At 66.3% G+C, this 16307-nt stretch carries 10 protein-coding genes; all 10 read right to left on the bottom strand.

What is annotated here, in order from left to right; genetic code table 11:
• Positions 1–2: 2 nt before the first annotated feature.
• The 10 genes from R0232_RS04310 to rplK all read right to left on the bottom strand — a co-directional run bounded on the left by R0232_RS04310 (position 3) and on the right by rplK (position 16239).
• Entirely contained in the window at positions 3–2318 is a 2316-nt protein-coding gene (locus R0232_RS04310; RefSeq protein WP_093353743.1) for a sensor histidine kinase, read from the bottom strand.
• Positions 2315–2953, bottom strand: coding sequence for a DUF4390 domain-containing protein (locus R0232_RS04305; RefSeq protein WP_093353741.1), 639 nt, complete (start codon positions 2951–2953; stop codon positions 2315–2317). The genes R0232_RS04310 and R0232_RS04305 overlap by 4 nt, the downstream gene beginning before the upstream one ends.
• Positions 2934–4259 carry a 16S rRNA (cytosine(967)-C(5))-methyltransferase RsmB gene (rsmB, locus tag R0232_RS04300; RefSeq protein WP_431512858.1) on the bottom strand — a complete coding sequence of 442 codons (1326 nt, stop codon included), beginning with the start codon at positions 4257–4259 and terminating at the stop codon, positions 2934–2936. The genes R0232_RS04305 and rsmB overlap by 20 nt, the downstream gene beginning before the upstream one ends.
• A 116-nt stretch (positions 4260–4375) precedes the next feature.
• A complete protein-coding gene (locus tag R0232_RS04295; RefSeq protein WP_208513362.1) occupies positions 4376–4996 on the bottom strand; it encodes a lema family protein in 621 nt (206 codons plus the stop codon).
• A gap of 135 nt (positions 4997–5131) precedes the next feature.
• On the bottom strand, positions 5132–9361 hold the full coding sequence (gene rpoC, locus R0232_RS04290) for a DNA-directed RNA polymerase subunit beta' (protein ID WP_093353736.1): 4230 nt from the start codon (positions 9359–9361) through the stop codon (positions 5132–5134).
• A gap of 19 nt (positions 9362–9380) precedes the next feature.
• Positions 9381–13505, bottom strand: coding sequence for a DNA-directed RNA polymerase subunit beta (gene rpoB / locus R0232_RS04285; RefSeq protein ID WP_431511331.1), 4125 nt, complete (start codon positions 13503–13505; stop codon positions 9381–9383).
• A gap of 345 nt (positions 13506–13850) precedes the next feature.
• Positions 13851–14225 carry a 50S ribosomal protein L7/L12 gene (gene rplL / locus R0232_RS04280; protein ID WP_203204170.1) on the bottom strand — a complete coding sequence of 125 codons (375 nt, stop codon included), beginning with the start codon at positions 14223–14225 and terminating at the stop codon, positions 13851–13853.
• 51 nt (positions 14226–14276) lie between these two features.
• Complete coding sequence (gene rplJ / locus R0232_RS04275) at positions 14277–14810, bottom strand: 50S ribosomal protein L10 (RefSeq protein WP_093353730.1); 534 nt, start codon at positions 14808–14810, stop codon at positions 14277–14279.
• A 298-nt stretch (positions 14811–15108) separates the two neighbouring features.
• Positions 15109–15807 (bottom strand): 50S ribosomal protein L1, encoded by a 699-nt coding sequence (rplA, locus tag R0232_RS04270; protein WP_093353727.1) that lies wholly within the window; start codon positions 15805–15807, stop codon positions 15109–15111.
• Positions 15808–16239 (bottom strand): 50S ribosomal protein L11, encoded by a 432-nt coding sequence (gene rplK / locus R0232_RS04265; RefSeq protein WP_093206996.1) that lies wholly within the window; start codon positions 16237–16239, stop codon positions 15808–15810. It lies immediately after the preceding gene.
• Between the last annotated feature and the right edge of the window lie 68 nt (positions 16240–16307).

Raw genomic sequence — 16307 nt, 5'->3', positions numbered from 1 at the left:
ACTTACTTCGAATCTTCGGTGTGAGCGGCCGCTGCCTGCGGCTCGCCTGCCAGCGCGAATGATAGCGAGACTTGCGCCCCGGCTATAGCCCCGTCGACGACGCGGTTGGACAGCTCGATGCGCGCGCCGTGCTCGTCGGCGATCTTCTTGACGACCGCGAGCCCCAAACCTGTACCTTTTGTTTTCGTCGTGACGTAGGGCTCGAACGCGCGCTTGAGAATGTTCTCGGCGAAGCCCGGTCCGCTGTCCTGCACGGTGAGCCGCACGCGCTGTCCCGAATCGCCGAGCCGCGTGCGGATGACGACCTCGCCGCGCCGTCCGGTGGCACCGGCCGCGGCCTCGGCGGCATCCTGCGCGTTCTGCAGCAGGTTGTGGATGACCTGGCGCAACTGCTGCGCGTCGCCGCGGATCGGTCGGCAGCGCTCGTCGGGCTCGAAGCGCAGCGCGATCGGCATGGTCTCGACGTTGTAGAGATGGAGCACGTCGACCAGCAGCGCATTGAGGTCGACGGGCTTGAGGTCGGCGGCCGGCAGGCGCGCGTAGTCGCGGAATTCGTTGACCAGCCGCTTCATCGCATCGACCTGGTCGACGATGGTCTTCACCGACTTGACCAGCACCGCCTGCTCGGGCGCGGCGACCTTGCCCGAGAGCTTCATCTCGAGCCGTTCGGCCGAGAGCTGGATCGGCGTGAGCGGGTTCTTGATCTCGTGCGCGAGACGCCGCGCGACCTCGCCCCAGGCCTGCGCGCGCTGCGCCGAGACGATCTCGGAGATGTCGTCGAACACCAGCAGCCGCGCGGCGCCCGGCAACTCGGCACCGCGCGCCACGATGTTGATGGCGCCCTCCTGCTGCGGCAGGTCGGTGCCGGTGGCGTGCAGCTCGAAGGCATGCTGCCAGTGGTCGAGGCCATGCTGCATGCGCTCGACGAGGAAGTCCTCGAACTGCTGCTGCACGGCGGCGCCGAAGTCGGCCAGGCCGGGCACCTCGGTGAGCAGCTGGCCTTCGTAGGCCGCGAGCGGCGCGCGCAGCACGCGCGTGGCGCCGGGGTTGGTCGACAGCACGGTGCCGCCGGCATCGAGCACGATCACGCCCGAGGTCAGGTTGTCGAGGATGGTCTGCAGGTTGGCGCGCGCGGCATCGAGCTGGCCCATGGTCTTCTCGACCGCGGTGCGCGCCTCGGCCAGTTGCTGCGTCATGACGGCGAACGAGCGCGTGAGGCCGCCGAGCTCGTCCTTGCCCTGCGACACGGCCGTGGGCCGCAGGTCGCCGGCGGCCACCTGGCGCACGCCGTCGGCCAGCACCAGCAGCGGCCGCGCGAGCTGGTTGCCGAACAGCACCGCGAGCAGCACGGCACCGAACACGGCGAGGAACAGGCTCAGCGTGAGCGTGCCGATGTACATGCGGCGCAGGCCCACGCGCCCGAGCGCGCGCTCCTGGTATTCGCGGTTGGCCTTGTCGACCGCGAGCGCGTTGGCCACCACGTTGGGCGGCAGCGGCCGCGTGACCTGCAGGAAGCGCGGTGCGGCATCGAGGTCGAAGCCCGGGCGCTGCACCATCGCGAGCGCACGCACGGTGGCCGGCGGCAGCAGGATGCCCGGCGGCGGCTCGTCGAGTCCCTCGATGTGGGCGATCGCGCGGTCGGCGCGCACCTGGCGCAGCTGCTGCGGCGTGGGCCGCTCGGGATTGAGCTGGAAGCGCGACGCGCCCGCGGTGGCGATGAGCTGGCCCGCGTTGGTCCACAGCACCACGTCGGTCGCCTCGAGCTGGTCGCGGATGCGTTCGAGCGCGAGGCCCGCGCTGGCATCGGAGACCTGCGCGAGCTGGCCGCCGGCCGCGCGCGTCTTGGCCGCGAGGTCGTCGGACAGCGCATCGAGCGTGGCGCGCCCGAGGTTCAGGCCCGAGTTCAGCGCGCCCTCGACCTTGACGTCGAACCAGCTCTCGATCGAGCGCTCGACGAACTGGTAGGACACGACGTAGACCAGCGCGCCCGGCACCACGCCCACCAGCGCGAAGATGGCGGCGAGCTTGATCAGCAGCCGGCTGCCGAACTTGCCCTGCCGCAACCGGCGCAGCAGCCGGAACGCGACCCAGCCGATCACCAGCACCAGCACCACCGCCACCACGACGTTGATGCCGAACAGGCGCACGTAGTAGCGCTCGTAGAGCTCGCGGTTGTTGGTGGCCTGGGCCAGCAGGAACATCAGCACCAGGCCGATGGCGGTGACCAGCGCGGCGCCGACACCCACGGCCCAGCGCATCGCGCGCGAGCGGCGCGCGGCGGGCGTGGCCGCGGCACCGCTGCGCGGCTTGGAACTCACCGCTGCTTCTCCACCGCCAGGCGCGCGCTGCGCTCGGCGGAGATGTTCCAGTCGGCCTGGCCGGCCACGCCGATCTGGAACGGCCGCGGCAGCTGCGAGGTGTCGAGCCGGAAGCGGAAGGTGACCTGGTGCAGCGGGTCGTCGCCGATCTCGGCCGGATCGCCCATGCGCAGCCGGCCCACGCGCCGCACGGCCTCGAGCGCATCGGCGAGGCTGTCGAAGTTCTGGTTCAGCGACAGGCTGAAGCTGGCCGAGCCCGACAGCGGCAGCGGCGAGATGTTGAGCCGCCAGCGGCGGGTCAGCGGCTGGTAGGCCAGCCGCATGTGGCGCGTGGCCTGCGCGACCTTGCGGTCGGTCCAGTACCAGCGCTCCTGGAACATCTCGGCCTCGGCCACGAAGTAGATCGCGATGCCCTTGTCGAGCACGTCCTCGACCAGCGCGGGCAGCTCGAACTGCACGGCGGCATTGAGGTAGACGGCATCGTCGGATTGCTCGAGCCGCATCTGGGTGACGGCGGCGGCATTGCGCGTCTGGGCCAGCACGGGCGGCGCCAGCACCGTGACGAGCAGCACGACCACCAGCGCCAGCAGCACCAGCCACCGGGGCTTGCGCGGTTCAACCCGGGTGCTTTTCAAGCAGGGCGTAGAAAAAGCCGTCGTGGTCACCCAGGGGATTGTCCTGGACGGCACGGGCATTCGCCCCGCTTTGAGGCAGCAAATGCCCCGGCGATGGCCGCAATCGGGCGTCGGTGTTGTGTGCAAGAAACGCATCGATCTGTTGCGAACCCTCTTCCCGAAACACCGAACAGGTGCAGTAAAGCAGCCGTCCGCCGGGCCGGACCAGGGGCCAGAGCGCCGCCAGCAGCGCGGCCTGCTGCAGGGCGAGCTGGGCGGTATCGCTCTCGCGGCGCAGCCAGCGCACGTCCGGATGGCGGCGCACGATGCCCGAGGCGGTGCACGGGGCATCGAGCAGGATGGCGTCGAAAGGCTGGCCGTCCCACCAGTCGGCGGGCCGTCCGGCGTCGGCCACCACCACCTTGGCCTGCAGGTCCAGGCGGGCCAGGGTCTCGTCGATGCGGCGGCTGCGCACGGCGTCGACCTCGAGCGCGGTCAGTTCGAGCGCATCGGGGCCCGCGAGTTCGAGCAGGTGGGCGGTCTTGCCGCCGGGCGCGGCGCAGGCATCGAGCACGCGCAGCCGCCGGCCGGACGGCGCCGCGAGTCCGTCGAGCAGCAGCGGCGCCGCGAGCTGGGCCGCGGCGTCCTGCACCGAGCAGGCGCCGTCGGCGAAACCGGGCAACTGCTGCACCGGCCGCGCGCGCGCGAGCTGCAGCCCGCTGGCCGCGACCGGCGTGGCCGGCATGTCGAGTGCCGCAAGTTCGTTGCGGTAAGGGCCGGCGGCCGTCTTGCGGACATTCACGCGCAAGGTCATCGGCGCCTGGGCGTTGTCGGCCTGCAGCACGCGCTGCCAGTCGCGCGGATGGTCGCGCTTGAGCTTCTCGATCCACCAGCGCGGATGGTTCCAGTGCGCCACCGGTTCGGCATCGGTCGCGGCCACGAGTTCGTCGCGCTCGCGCAGGAAGCGCCGCAGGCAGGCATTGATGAAGCTGGCCTGCGCACGCGTGGCCGGGTTGCGCTTGGCGGCCTCCACGGTCTGGTCGACCAGCGTGAAGGGCTCGTAGGGCGACTGCCTCGCGTCCCAGGCCAGCGCGAGCGCGGTGCACAGCAGCGCGTCGGGCAGCGGCGGCGGCGTGCGCTTGGCGAGGTGGCGGCGCAGGGCTTCGGCGCGGCCCAGCCAGCGCAGCACCTGGAAGCCCAGCGCCTGGACGCCGGGGCGCAGTGCCGGTTCGACGGCCTCGAAGGCGACCGAGCCCGAGGTGCCGGCGCGGATCGACGCCAGCGCCCCTGCGGTCAATTGCAGTTGGCGCCAGAGCGGCGGTTGCAGCGGCGAAGCGCCGCCGTGCGAGGGGTCAGTAGGAAGAGCAGGCAATGCGGGCGATGTTAAAGGGCCCGGATGTCCGCCACCCAGGCAATGTCATGAACGAAATCGGCGGCCGAAGTTCAGTGCAGCGGCGCCGCGGGCCTCAGACGCACGGCCCATGCCACCAGCAGCGCCGGGAACTGGGCGAGCGCCGCGTTGTAGCTGGCGACCGCGAGGTTGAACTGGGTGCGCGCGATCTCGGCGGCGGCCGAGGGTTCGGGCCAGGCCATCGGCTCGGCCGCGATCGCGCCGGTGACCGTCACGGGCACCAGCGCGTTCGCCGTCGAAGCCTGGCCCGCGGGACGCGACAGCGTGCCGTCGGGATGGAAGGAGGTCACCGCATCCGGATGCCGGCGCTGCCAGGCGGTCAGCAGCACCTGCAGCGCGGTCGCGAGCGCCGACATGCTGCCGGCCTCGAGCGGGCGCTGCCGGGTCGCGCCGAGCAGGGTGGCCATCTGCGTGGTCGCGGCCTGCAGCGACGAGGCGCCCGCCGCGGGATCGGTCGATTCCTCGGCGGCCGACGGCGCGCTCAGGCTGGTCTGCACGAAGTCGAGCTGGCGCGTCAGCGCGGCGTCCAGCGTGGCATAGGCCTGCAGCACCGCGGCCCGCAGGCGCACCAGCCGGTTGTAAGCGCCGACAAACCAGAACAGCAGCACGGCCACGACGATCCAGCCGGCCAGCGAATCGGGCAACACGCTCATCGATGGCACTCCAGGAAAAGCTCAGAAGGAAGACGGAAGGACGCGCGGAAAACCGCGGCCCCCCATGAAAAACGCCTCCCGACCGTCAAGCCGGGAGGCGTTCACGACCGGTCACGGCCGGGCGATGCTAACCAGTTATTCGGTCGCGGCGCCTTCGCTGGCGTCGACCGTGCTGGTGGCATCGCTGGACGAACCGGCGAGCTCGGCGGCTTCGGACTCGGCGATGGCGCGGCGCTCGGCCTCGTCCATCTCGTCCTTGGCCTTGCGTGCCAGGTGGTACGCCATGCCGGTGCCCGCGGGGATCAGGCGGCCGACGATGACGTTTTCCTTCAGGCCGCGCAGCTCGTCGCGCTTGCCCATGATCGCGGCTTCGGTCAGCACGCGCGTCGTTTCCTGGAACGAAGCGGCGGAGATGAAAGAGTCGGTCGACAGCGACGCCTTCGTGATACCGAGCAGCAGGTTGGTGAACGTCGCGGGGATCTTGCCTTCGGCGCGCAGGGCGTCGTTGGTGTTGAGCATTTCGCTGCGTTCGACCTGTTCGCCCGAGATGTAGCTGGTGTCGCCGACGTTGTCGACCACGACGCGGCGCAGCATCTGGCGAACGATCACCTCGATGTGCTTGTCGTTGATCTTCACGCCCTGCAGGCGGTACACGTCCTGCACCTCGTCCACGATGTAGCGCGCGAGTTCTTCCGAACCCAGCAGGCGCAGGATGTCCTGCGGGTCCGCCGGACCGTCGACCACGCTTTCGCCCTTGTTCACCACCTGGCCTTCGTGCACCAGGATGTTCTTTTCCTTCGGCACGAGTTCTTCCCAGACCTTGCCTTCCGGGTCGGTGATCTGCAGGCGGATCTTGCCCTTCGTTTCCTTGCCGAACGACACGGTGCCGGTCATCTCGGCCAGCATGCCCTTGTCCTTCGGCGAACGGGCTTCGAACAGCTCGGCCACGCGCGGCAGACCGCCGGTGATGTCGCGGGTCTTCTGGCCTTCGACCGGAATACGCGCCAGCACTTCGCCGGGGCCCACGTCCTGGCCGTCACGCACCTGGATCAGCGCGCCGATCGGGAAGCCGATCGTCACCGAGTGGTCGGTGCCGGGGATCTTCACCTCGGCGCCCGAGGCGTCGATCAGCTTGACCTGCGGACGCACGACCTTGGCAGCGCCGCGGCGCTTCGGGTCGATCACGACCAGGGTCGACAGACCGGTCACTTCGTCCACCTGCTTGGCGACCGTGAGGCCTTCCTCGACGTTCTCGAACTGGGTCTTGCCGGCGAATTCCGTGATGATCGGGCGCGTCAGCGGGTCCCAGTTGGCGAGCACGTGGCCGGCCTTGATCTGCTGGTCGGCCTTGACCGTCAGCGTCGCGCCGTACGGCACCTTGTGGCGTTCGCGCTCGCGGCCGTGCTCGTCATGGATGACGATCTCGCCCGAACGTGCGATCACCACCAGCTCGTTCTTGCTGTTGGTCACGTAGCGCATCGTGGCGTTGAAGCCGATCACGCCGTTGGACTTGGCCTCGACGCTCGAAGCGACAGCCGCGCGCGAAGCCGCACCACCGATGTGGAAGGTACGCATCGTGAGCTGCGTGCCCGGTTCGCCGATCGACTGCGCCGCGATCACGCCGACCGCTTCGCCGTTGTTCACCAGGCCGCCGCGGCCGAGGTCGCGGCCGTAGCACTTGGCGCAGATGCCGAAGCGCGTGGCGCAGGTCAGCGCGGTGCGGACCTTGACTTCGTCCACGCCGTCGGCTTCGATGGCGTCGATCGTGTCTTCGTCGAGCATGTCGCCGGCCTTGACCAGCACGGCACGCGTCTCGGGGTGCAGCACGTCTTCGGCCACGCTGCGGCCGAGGATACGGTCGCGCAGCGATTCGATGACTTCACCGCCCTCCACGATCGCGCGCATCAGCGCGCCGTCGTGCGTACCGCAGTCCTGCTCGATCACCACCAGATCCTGCGTCACGTCGACCAGACGGCGGGTCAGGTAACCCGAGTTCGCCGTCTTCAGCGCCGTGTCGGCCAGACCCTTACGGGCACCGTGGGTGGAGATGAAGTACTCCAGCACGTTCAGGCCTTCGCGGAAGTTCGCGGTGATGGGCGTCTCGATGATCGAGCCGTCCGGCTTGGCCATCAGGCCACGCATGCCGGCCACCTGGCGAATCTGGGCCGCGGAACCGCGGGCACCCGAGTCGGCCATCATGTAGATCGAGTTGAAGGACTCCTGCTCGACTTCCTTGCCGTGGCGGTCGATGACCTTCTGCTTCGACAGCTTGGCCATCATGACCTTCGACACTTCGTCGCCGGCCTTGCCCCAGATGTCCACCACCTTGTTGTAGCGCTCGCCGGAGGTCACGAGACCGGAGACGTACTGCTGTTCGATCTCCTTCACTTCCTTGGCCGAGCGGTCGATGATGCCGTGCTTTTCAGCGGGCACCAGCATGTCGTCGATGGCGATCGAGATGCCGGCCTTGGTCGCGAGGCGGAAACCGTTCTGCAGCAGCTTGTCGGCGAAGACCACGGTCTCCTTCAGGCCGCACTTGCGGAAGCTCACGTTGATGAGCTTGGAGATTTCCTTCTTCTTCAGCGCCTTGTTGATGTTCGAGAACGGCAGGCCCTTGGGCAGGATCTCGGACAGCAGGGCACGGCCCACGGTGGTGTCCACGAGCGAGGTCGACGGCTCGAATTCGCCGCTTTCCTTGTTCTTGGTGTACTCCGTGATGCGCACGGCGACCTTGGCGGTCAGCTCGACCACGTTGGCGTCGAGCGCGCGCTGCACTTCACCGATGTCCGAGAAGATCAGGCCTTCGCCCTTGCCGTTGATGCGATCGCGGGTCGTGTAGTACAGACCCAGCACCACGTCCTGCGAGGGAACGATCGACGGTTCGCCCGAAGCCGGGAAAAGCACGTTGTTGGAGGCCAGCATCAGCGTGCGGGCTTCCATCTGCGCTTCCACCGACAGCGGCACGTGGACGGCCATCTGGTCGCCGTCGAAGTCGGCGTTGAAGGCCGCGCACACCAGCGGGTGCAGCTGGATCGCCTTGCCTTCGATCAGGATCGGCTCGAAGGCCTGGATGCCCAGACGGTGCAGCGTAGGCGCACGGTTCAGCATCACCGGGTGTTCCTTGATCACCTCTTCCAGGATGTCCCAGACCACCGGCGTGCCCGATTCGACTTCCTTCTTGGCAGCCTTGATCGTGGTCGCGATGCCCATGGCTTCGAGGCGCGAGAAGATGAAGGGCTTGAACAGCTCGAGCGCCATCAGCTTCGGCAGGCCGCACTGGTGCAGCTTGAGCGTCGGGCCCACCACGATGACCGAACGGCCCGAGTAGTCGACGCGCTTGCCCAGCAGGTTCTGGCGGAAGCGACCGCTCTTGCCCTTGATCATGTCGGCCAGCGACTTGAGCGCGCGCTTGTTGGCGCCCGTCATGGCCTTGCCACGGCGGCCGTTGTCCAGCAGCGAGTCGACGGCTTCCTGCAGCATCCGCTTCTCGTTGCGCGCGATGATTTCCGGGGCCTTGAGCTCCAGCAGGCGGCGCAGACGCGAGTTGCGGTTGATGACGCGGCGGTACAGGTCGTTCAGGTCGGAGGTCGCGAAGCGGCCGCCGTCCAGCGGCACCAGCGGACGCAGGTCCGGCGGCAGCACGGGCAGCACGTCGAGCACCATCCAGTTGGGCTTGATGCCCGACTTGCGGAAGGCCTCGAGCACCTTCAGGCGCTTGGAGTTCTTCTTGACCTTGACTTCGGAACCGGTCAGGTCGCCGCGCAGCTTCTCGATCTCGCTGTCGAGCTCGATGCCTTCCAGCAGGTCCTTGATGCCTTCGGCGCCCATCTTGGCGATGAACTCGTCACCGTATTCCTTGCGCTTCGTGTCGTAGTCGTCCTCGGACATGATGCTGAACTTCTTCAGCGGGGTCATGCCGGGGTCGGTCACCACGTAGGCTTCGAAGTACAGCACGCGTTCGATGTCGCGCAGCGTCATGTCGAGCACGAGGCCCAGGCGCGACGGCAGCGACTTCAGGAACCAGATGTGCGCGCAGGGAGCGGCCAGGTCGATGTGACCCATGCGCTCGCGGCGGACCTTGGTCTGCGTGACTTCGACGCCGCACTTCTCGCAGATCACGCCGCGGTGCTTGAGGCGCTTGTACTTGCCGCACAGGCACTCGTAGTCCTTGATCGGGCCGAAGATCTTGGCGCAGAACAGGCCGTCGCGTTCGGGTTTGAACGTGCGGTAGTTGATCGTCTCGGGCTTCTTCACCTCGCCGAAAGACCACGAGCGGATCTTTTCGGGCGAAGCCATGCCGATCTTGATGGCATCGAAATGCTCATCCGGGGTGAACTGCTTGAACAGGTCGAGTAGCGATTTCATAAGACTCTATCCCCTTCGTTTACGAACGCTCGAGCTCGATGTCGAGACCCAGCGAACGGATTTCCTTGACCAGCACGTTGAACGATTCCGGCATGCCGGCTTCGATCGAATGCTCGCCCTTGACGATGCTTTCGTAGACCTTGGTACGGCCCTGCACGTCGTCGGACTTCACGGTCAGCATTTCCTGCAGGACGTAGGCAGCGCCGTACGCTTCGAGCGCCCACACTTCCATTTCCCCGAAACGCTGGCCGCCGAATTGCGCCTTGCCGCCCAGCGGCTGCTGCGTGACCAGCGAGTACGGGCCGGTCGAGCGGGCGTGCATCTTGTCGTCCACCAGGTGATGCAGCTTCAGGAAGTGCATGTAGCCGACGGTGACGGGCCGCTCGAACTGGTCGCCGGTGCGGCCGTCGAACAGGTAGGCCTGCGTGCGCGTCTCGGTCAGGCCCTTGGCCTTCGCGATGTCGTCCGGGTAGGCCAGCTTCAGCATGCCGCGGATTTCCTCTTCCGAGGCGCCGTCGAACACGGGCGTCGCGAAGGTCGCGCCGTTTTGCAGGTTCGATGCCATCTCGAGCACTTCGCCGTCGCTCAGCGAGGCGATGTTCTCTTCGCGGCCCGAGCCGTTGTACAGCTGCTCCATGAACTTGCGCAGCTCGGCCGCCTTGGCCTCCTGCTGCAGCAGGTCGCCGATGCGCTGGCCGATGCCCTTGCCGGCCCAGCCCAGATGCACCTCGAGCACCTGCCCCACGTTCATCCGCGAGGGCACGCCCAGCGGGTTCAGGCAGATGTCGCACGGCGTGCCGTCGGCCATGTGCGGCATGTCTTCGATCGGAACGATCTTCGACACCACGCCCTTGTTGCCGTGGCGGCCGGCCATCTTGTCGCCGGGTTGCAGGCGGCGCTTGACGGCCAGGTAGACCTTGACCATCTTGAGCACGCCCGCGGGCAGCTCGTCGCCCTGCGTGAGCTTCTTGCGCTTTTCTTCGAACGCGAGGTCGAAGCTGTGGCGCGTCTGCTCGAGCGAGTTCTTGATCGACTCCAGCTGCGAGGCCACTTCCTCGTCGGCCGGACGGATGTCGAACCAGTGGAACTTCTCGACCGACGACAGGTAGGTCTTGTCGAGCTTGGTCCCCTTGGCGAGCTTGTTCGGACCGCCGTTGGCGGCCTTGCCGATCAGCAGCTTCTCGATCCGGTCGAACGCGTCGGCCTCGACGATGCGAAGCTGGTCGTTCAGGTCGAGGCGGAAGCGCTTGAGCTCGTCGTCGATGATCTGCTGGGCACGCTTGTCGCGCTGGATGCCTTCGCGGGTGAACACCTGCACGTCGATCACGGTGCCTTGCGAGCCCTGGTCCACGCGCAGCGAGGTGTCCTTCACGTCCGAAGCCTTCTCGCCGAAGATGGCGCGCAGCAGCTTCTCTTCCGGCGTCAGCGTGGTCTCGCCCTTCGGCGTGACCTTGCCCACCAGCGTGTCGCCGGGCATGACTTCGGCACCCACGTAGATGATGCCGGACTCGTCGAGGCGGTTGAGCTGCTGTTCGGCCAGGTTCGGGATGTCGCGCGTGATTTCCTCGGCACCGAGCTTGGTGTCGCGGGCCATCACCACCAGTTCCTCGATGTGGATCGAGGTGTAGCGGTCGTCGGCCACGATGCGTTCGGAGATCAGGATCGAGTCTTCGAAGTTGTAGCCGTTCCAGGGCATGAACGCGATCAGCATGTTCTGGCCCAGGGCCAGTTCGCCGAGGTCGGTCGATGCACCGTCGGCCACCACGTCGCCCTTGGCGATCTTGTCGCCGCGCTTGACGATCGGACGCTGGTGGATGTTGGTGTTCTGGTTCGAACGCTGATACTTGATCAGGTTGTAGATGTCCACGCCGACTTCGCCGGCCGCGGCCTCGTCGTCGTTCACGCGCACCACGACACGGGTCGCGTCGACGTAGTCGACGATACCGCCGCGGGTGGCCGTGACCACGGTGCCGGAGTCGACCGCGGAGACGCGCTCGATGCCGGTGCCGACCATCGGCTTCTCGGGGCGCAGCACGGGCACGGCCTGACGCTGCATGTTGGCGCCCATCAGCGCGCGGTTCGCGTCGTCGTGCTCGAGGAACGGAACCAGCGAGGCGGCCACCGACACGATCTGTGCGGGCGACACGTCCATGTACTGGATGCGCTCGGCACCGACCAGGATCGATTCGCCGGCTTCACGCGCCGAGACCAGGTCGCCGGTCAGCACGCCGTCCTTGTCCAGGGCCGCGTTGGCCTGGGCGATGACGTACTTGCCTTCCTCGATGGCCGACAGGTAGTCGATCTCGTTCGTGACCTTGCTGTCGACCACGCGGCGGTACGGCGTCTCGATGAAGCCGTATTCGTTCAGGCGGGCGTACAGGGCCAGCGAGTTGATCAGGCCGATGTTCGGGCCTTCGGGCGTTTCGATCGGGCACACGCGGCCGTAATGGGTCACGTGCACGTCGCGCACTTCGAAGCCGGCACGTTCGCGCGTCAGACCGCCCGGGCCAAGGGCCGACACGCGGCGCTTGTGGGTGATTTCGGACAGCGGGTTCGTCTGGTCCATGAACTGCGACAGCTGCGAGGCGCCGAAGAATTCCTTCAGCGCGGCCGAGATCGGCTTGCTGTTGATCAGGTCGTGCGGCATCAGCGGCTCTTGCTCCGCCTGACCCAGACGTTCCTTCACGGCCTTCTCGATACGGGCCAGGCCGGTGCGGTACTGGTTCTCGGCCAGTTCGCCGACGCAACGCACGCGGCGGTTGCCGAGGTGGTCGATGTCGTCGACTTCGCCGTTGCCGTTGCGCAGGTCGACGAGGATCTTGACGACGGCCAGGATGTCCTCGTTGGTCAGCACCATCGGGCCGGTCGATTCGTCGCGGCCGACCTTGGCGTTGAACTTCATGCGGCCGACGCGCGACAGGTCGTACGTGTCCGGGTTGTAGAACAGGCGCTGGAACAGGGCCTGCACCGCGTCTTCCGTCGGCGGCTCGCCGGGGCGCATCATGCGGTAGATCGCCACGCGCGCGGCGAACTCGTCCACCGTTTCGTCGATGCGCAGGGTCTGCGAAATGTACGCGCCCTGGTCGAGTTCGTTGGTGTAGATGACCTGGATGTCCTGCACGCCGGCGCCGCGCAGCTTCTTCAGCAGCGCTTCGGTCAGCTCGTCGTTGGCCTTCGACAGGATCTCGCCCGAGTCGGCATCGACGATGTTGCGTGCGATCACGCGGCCGATCAGGAAGTCTTCCGGCACGCTGATGTGCGTGGTGCCCGACTGCTCGAGTTCGCGCGTGTGGCGCGCGGTGACCCGCTTGTCCTTGGCGACCACGACCTTGCCCGACTTGTCGGTGATGTCGAAGCGCGCGACTTCGCCGCGCAGGCGCTCGGAGACGAACTCCATCTGCGCGCCGCTGTCCATCAGGCGGAAGTTGTCGTTGACGAAGAAGTTCGCCAGGATCGATTCCGGGTTCAGGCCGATGGCCTTCAGCAGGATCGTGACCGGCATCTTGCGGCGACGGTCGACGCGGAAGTACAGCATGTCCTTCGGGTCGAACTCGAAGTCGAGCCACGAACCGCGGTAGGGAATCACGCGGGCCGAGAACAGCAGCTTGCCCGAGCTGTGCGTCTTGCCCTTGTCGTGCTCGAAGAACACGCCCGGCGAACGGTGCAGCTGCGAAACGATCACGCGTTCCGTGCCGTTGATGATGAACGAGCCCTTTTCGGTCATGAGCGGCACTTCGCCCATGTAGACCTCTTGCTCCTTCACTTCCTTGACCACCTTCGACTGCGAGGTCGACGATTCGCGGTCATAGATGATGAGCTGGACCTTGGCGCGCACCGCCGAGGCGAAGGTCAGACCACGGGTCTGGCACTCGCGCACATCGAACGCCGGCTTCGCCAGGTTGTACTCGAGGAACTTCATCTCGACGAAACCGTTGTGCGAGACGATCGGGAAGGCGGCGTCGAACGCGGCCTGCAGGCCTTCGACGGTGCGTTTTTGCGGAGCGATGCCCGCTTGCAGGAACGCCGTGTAGGCGTCCTTCTGCATCTGCAGCAGGTAGGGAATTTCGACGACGCTGTCGCGGCTGCCGAAACTTTTTCGGATGCGCTTGCGTTCGGTGTAACTGTACGCGGACGATTGGGCCATGAGAGCTCCGGTGCTTGAGATCTTCAGCGACTTGTCAGCAATGCCGGGACGAACGGCACCACTGCTTGGCGGCTGGCCACTACCAGCCGTTGGCGGACAGCGATGCGTTGCACATCGCCCGAACCAAGGGGTCTTCTGCAGTCGGGGTCAGAAGACACTCAAAAAACGTCTTGATTTGGCTTTTCCCGCGACCTTCGGGTCTCCGGGAAAGCCTCGGTGAGGCTTTTCCGGAGTCCTTCGGGCCTCCGGGAAAGCCGGCATCAAGCCGACTTTTGAGTGCGCTCTGAAAGCGGCAAAGGCTGGAGGGCCTTTTTCAGGCACCTCCAGCCCTCGAGGGGGTCTGAATTACTTCAGTTCCACCTTGGCGCCGGCTTCTTCCAGCTTCTTCTTGGCAGCGTCGGCGTCAGCCTTCGACAGGCCTTCCTTGACGGCCTTGGGAGCGGCTTCCACCAGGTCCTTGGCTTCCTTGAGGCCCAGGCCGGTGATTTCGCGCACGGCCTTGATGACCGACACCTTGTTCGCGCCGACATCGGCCAGCACGACGTTGAATTCGGTCTTTTCTTCGACCACGGCAGCGGCTGCGCCACCACCTTGGGCCGGAGCCGACATTGCAGCGGCGCTCACGCCGAACTTCTCTTCGATGGCCTTGACCAGGTCGTTGAGCTCGAGGACCGTCATGCTGTCCAGCGCGGTCAGAAATGCGTCTTTATCGAATGCCATTTTGGTTTCCTAACAATTGGGTTGAATTTTTCAAACGCAAGGCTTGGGCTATCAAGCCGCCTGCGCTTCTGCCGGTGCATCGGCGGGTGCAGCTTCGCCACCACCGCGCTTCTCGGCCAGCGCCGCGAGCACGCGGGCGGTACGAGAGATCGGCGATTGCATCAAGCCCAGCAGTTGCGCCAGCAGCACTTCCTTGGAAGGGATGTTGGCCAGTTGCTTCACGCCGTCGACGTCCAGGGCCTTGCCACCGAATGCGCCACCGCGAATCACCAGCTTGTCGTTGGTTTTCGCGAAATCGGCCACCACCTTCGCGGCGGCCACAGCGTCTTCGGAGAAGCCATAGATCAGCGGACCGGTCATCTGGTCGCCGACGATCTCAAACGAGCTGCCAGCCACAGCACGGCGGGCCAGGGTGTTCTTCAGAACACTCAGGCTCACACCCTTGCTGCGAGCTTCGGCGCGCAGTTTGGTCATGTCGGCCACCGTGATGCCACGGTATTCCGCCATCACGAGCGTTTGAGCTTTTGCGGCGAGGCTGGTCACTTCATTGATGACCGCTTCTTTCTCACTGCGATTCAGACTCAAGGTCTACTCCTTTTCAATGCGGTCTTCGGTTGTTTCATGAACCTCGGACCGCGCCTCATGCAGCGACCAACTGTTTCGGAACCCATTCGTCAGAAAACTCGAATTCCTTGCAGCGGGATCGCCATCTGCGCTGGCTGCCCGGCGGGGGCCGGGTGATTAAGTGCAGGCGACCTGCACACCAGCGGTCTTGGATGGCCCGCGGCAACCGAAGCCGCCGCGACCCACCACATTCGCCCTGTTCCGAATCCTTGCGGAGCCGGAGCCGGGCCAATCTACATTTGCCTTCGCTTCCGCCCGATCAGGCAGCGGCGATGGTCTGCGTGTCCACGCGGACACCCACGCCCATCGTCGACGACACGGCGACCTTGCGCAGGTAGATACCCTTGCTCGAGGCCGGCTTGGCCTTGACCAGGGCATCGATCAGCGCGGCGAGGTTGCCTTGCAGCTTGTCGGTGTCGAACGAACGACGGCCGATCGTGCCGTGCACGATGCCGGCCTTGTCGACGCGGAACTGAACCTGGCCAGCCTTGGCGTTCTTCACGGCGGTCGCGACGTCGGGCGTCACGGTGCCGACCTTCGGGTTCGGCATCAGGCCGCGCGGGCCGAGGATCTGGCCGAGCGTACCGACCACGCGCATGGCGTCGGGCGCGGCGATCACGATGTCGAAGGGCATGTCGCCCGCCTTGACCATGGCAGCCAGGTCGTCCATGCCGACGATGTCGGCGCCGGCGGCCTTGGCTTCTTCAGCCTTGGCGCCTTGGGCGAACACGGCCACGCGCTTGGTCTTGCCGGTGCCGTTGGGCAGCACGACGGCGCCACGCACGACCTGGTCCGACTTCTTCGCGTCGATGCCGAGCTGCACGGCCACGTCGATCGATTCGTCGAACTTGGCGGTGGCGGCTTCCTTGACGATGGTGATCGCGTCAGTCAGCGGGTACAGCTTGGTGCTGTCGACCTTGCCTTCGAGCGACTTCTGCTTCTTGGTGATCTTGGCCATTTACACGCCCTCCACATTCACGCCCATGGAACGGGCCGTACCAGCGATGGTGCGAACTGCTGCGTCCATGTCGGCAGCGGTCAGGTCCTTCATCTTGGTCTTTGCGATCTCTTCGAGCTGGGCGCGCGTGATCTTGCCGACCTTGTCGGTGTGCGGGCGCGCGGAGCCCTTCTCGAGCTTGATGGCCTTCTTGATCAGGACGCCAGCGGGCGGCGACTTGATGATGAAGGTGAAGCTCTTGTCGGCGAAGGCGGTGATGACCACCGGCAGCGCCAGACCCGGCTCGTAGCTCTGCGTCTGGGCGTTGAACGCCTTGCAGAATTCCATGATGTTCAGACCGCGCTGACCGAGTGCGGGACCGATCGGCGGGGACGGGTTGGCCTTACCAGCTGGCACTTGCAGCTTGATGAAGCCGACGATTTTTTTCGCCATGCTTTACTCCTTGCGGGTGATATCGCCGAGGCCTGTGGCCTGGGCTCCCCGGGGTGAACGACTCTTCG

This window comes from Variovorax sp. DAIF25 (assembly GCF_050711835.1).
In the GTDB taxonomy this organism is placed as follows: Bacteria; Pseudomonadota; Gammaproteobacteria; order Burkholderiales; family Burkholderiaceae_C; genus Variovorax.
This window is presented reverse-complemented; position numbering and strand designations above follow the sequence as displayed.

What these genes read in the sequence shown, in the direction of transcription:
- rpoB (WP_431511331.1), bottom strand. Translation starts at nt 13,505, where the DNA reads ATGGCCCAATCGTCCGCGTACAGTTACACCGAACGCAAGCGCATCCGA.
- rplL (WP_203204170.1), bottom strand. Translation starts at nt 14,225, where the DNA reads ATGGCATTCGATAAAGACGCATTTCTGACCGCGCTGGACAGCATGACG.
- rplA (WP_093353727.1), bottom strand. Translation starts at nt 15,807, where the DNA reads ATGGCCAAGATCACCAAGAAGCAGAAGTCGCTCGAAGGCAAGGTCGAC.
- rpoC (WP_093353736.1), bottom strand. Translation starts at nt 9,361, where the DNA reads ATGAAATCGCTACTCGACCTGTTCAAGCAGTTCACCCCGGATGAGCAT.
- rplK (WP_093206996.1), bottom strand. Translation starts at nt 16,239, where the DNA reads ATGGCGAAAAAAATCGTCGGCTTCATCAAGCTGCAAGTGCCAGCTGGT.
- R0232_RS04295 (WP_208513362.1), bottom strand. Translation starts at nt 4,996, where the DNA reads ATGAGCGTGTTGCCCGATTCGCTGGCCGGCTGGATCGTCGTGGCCGTG.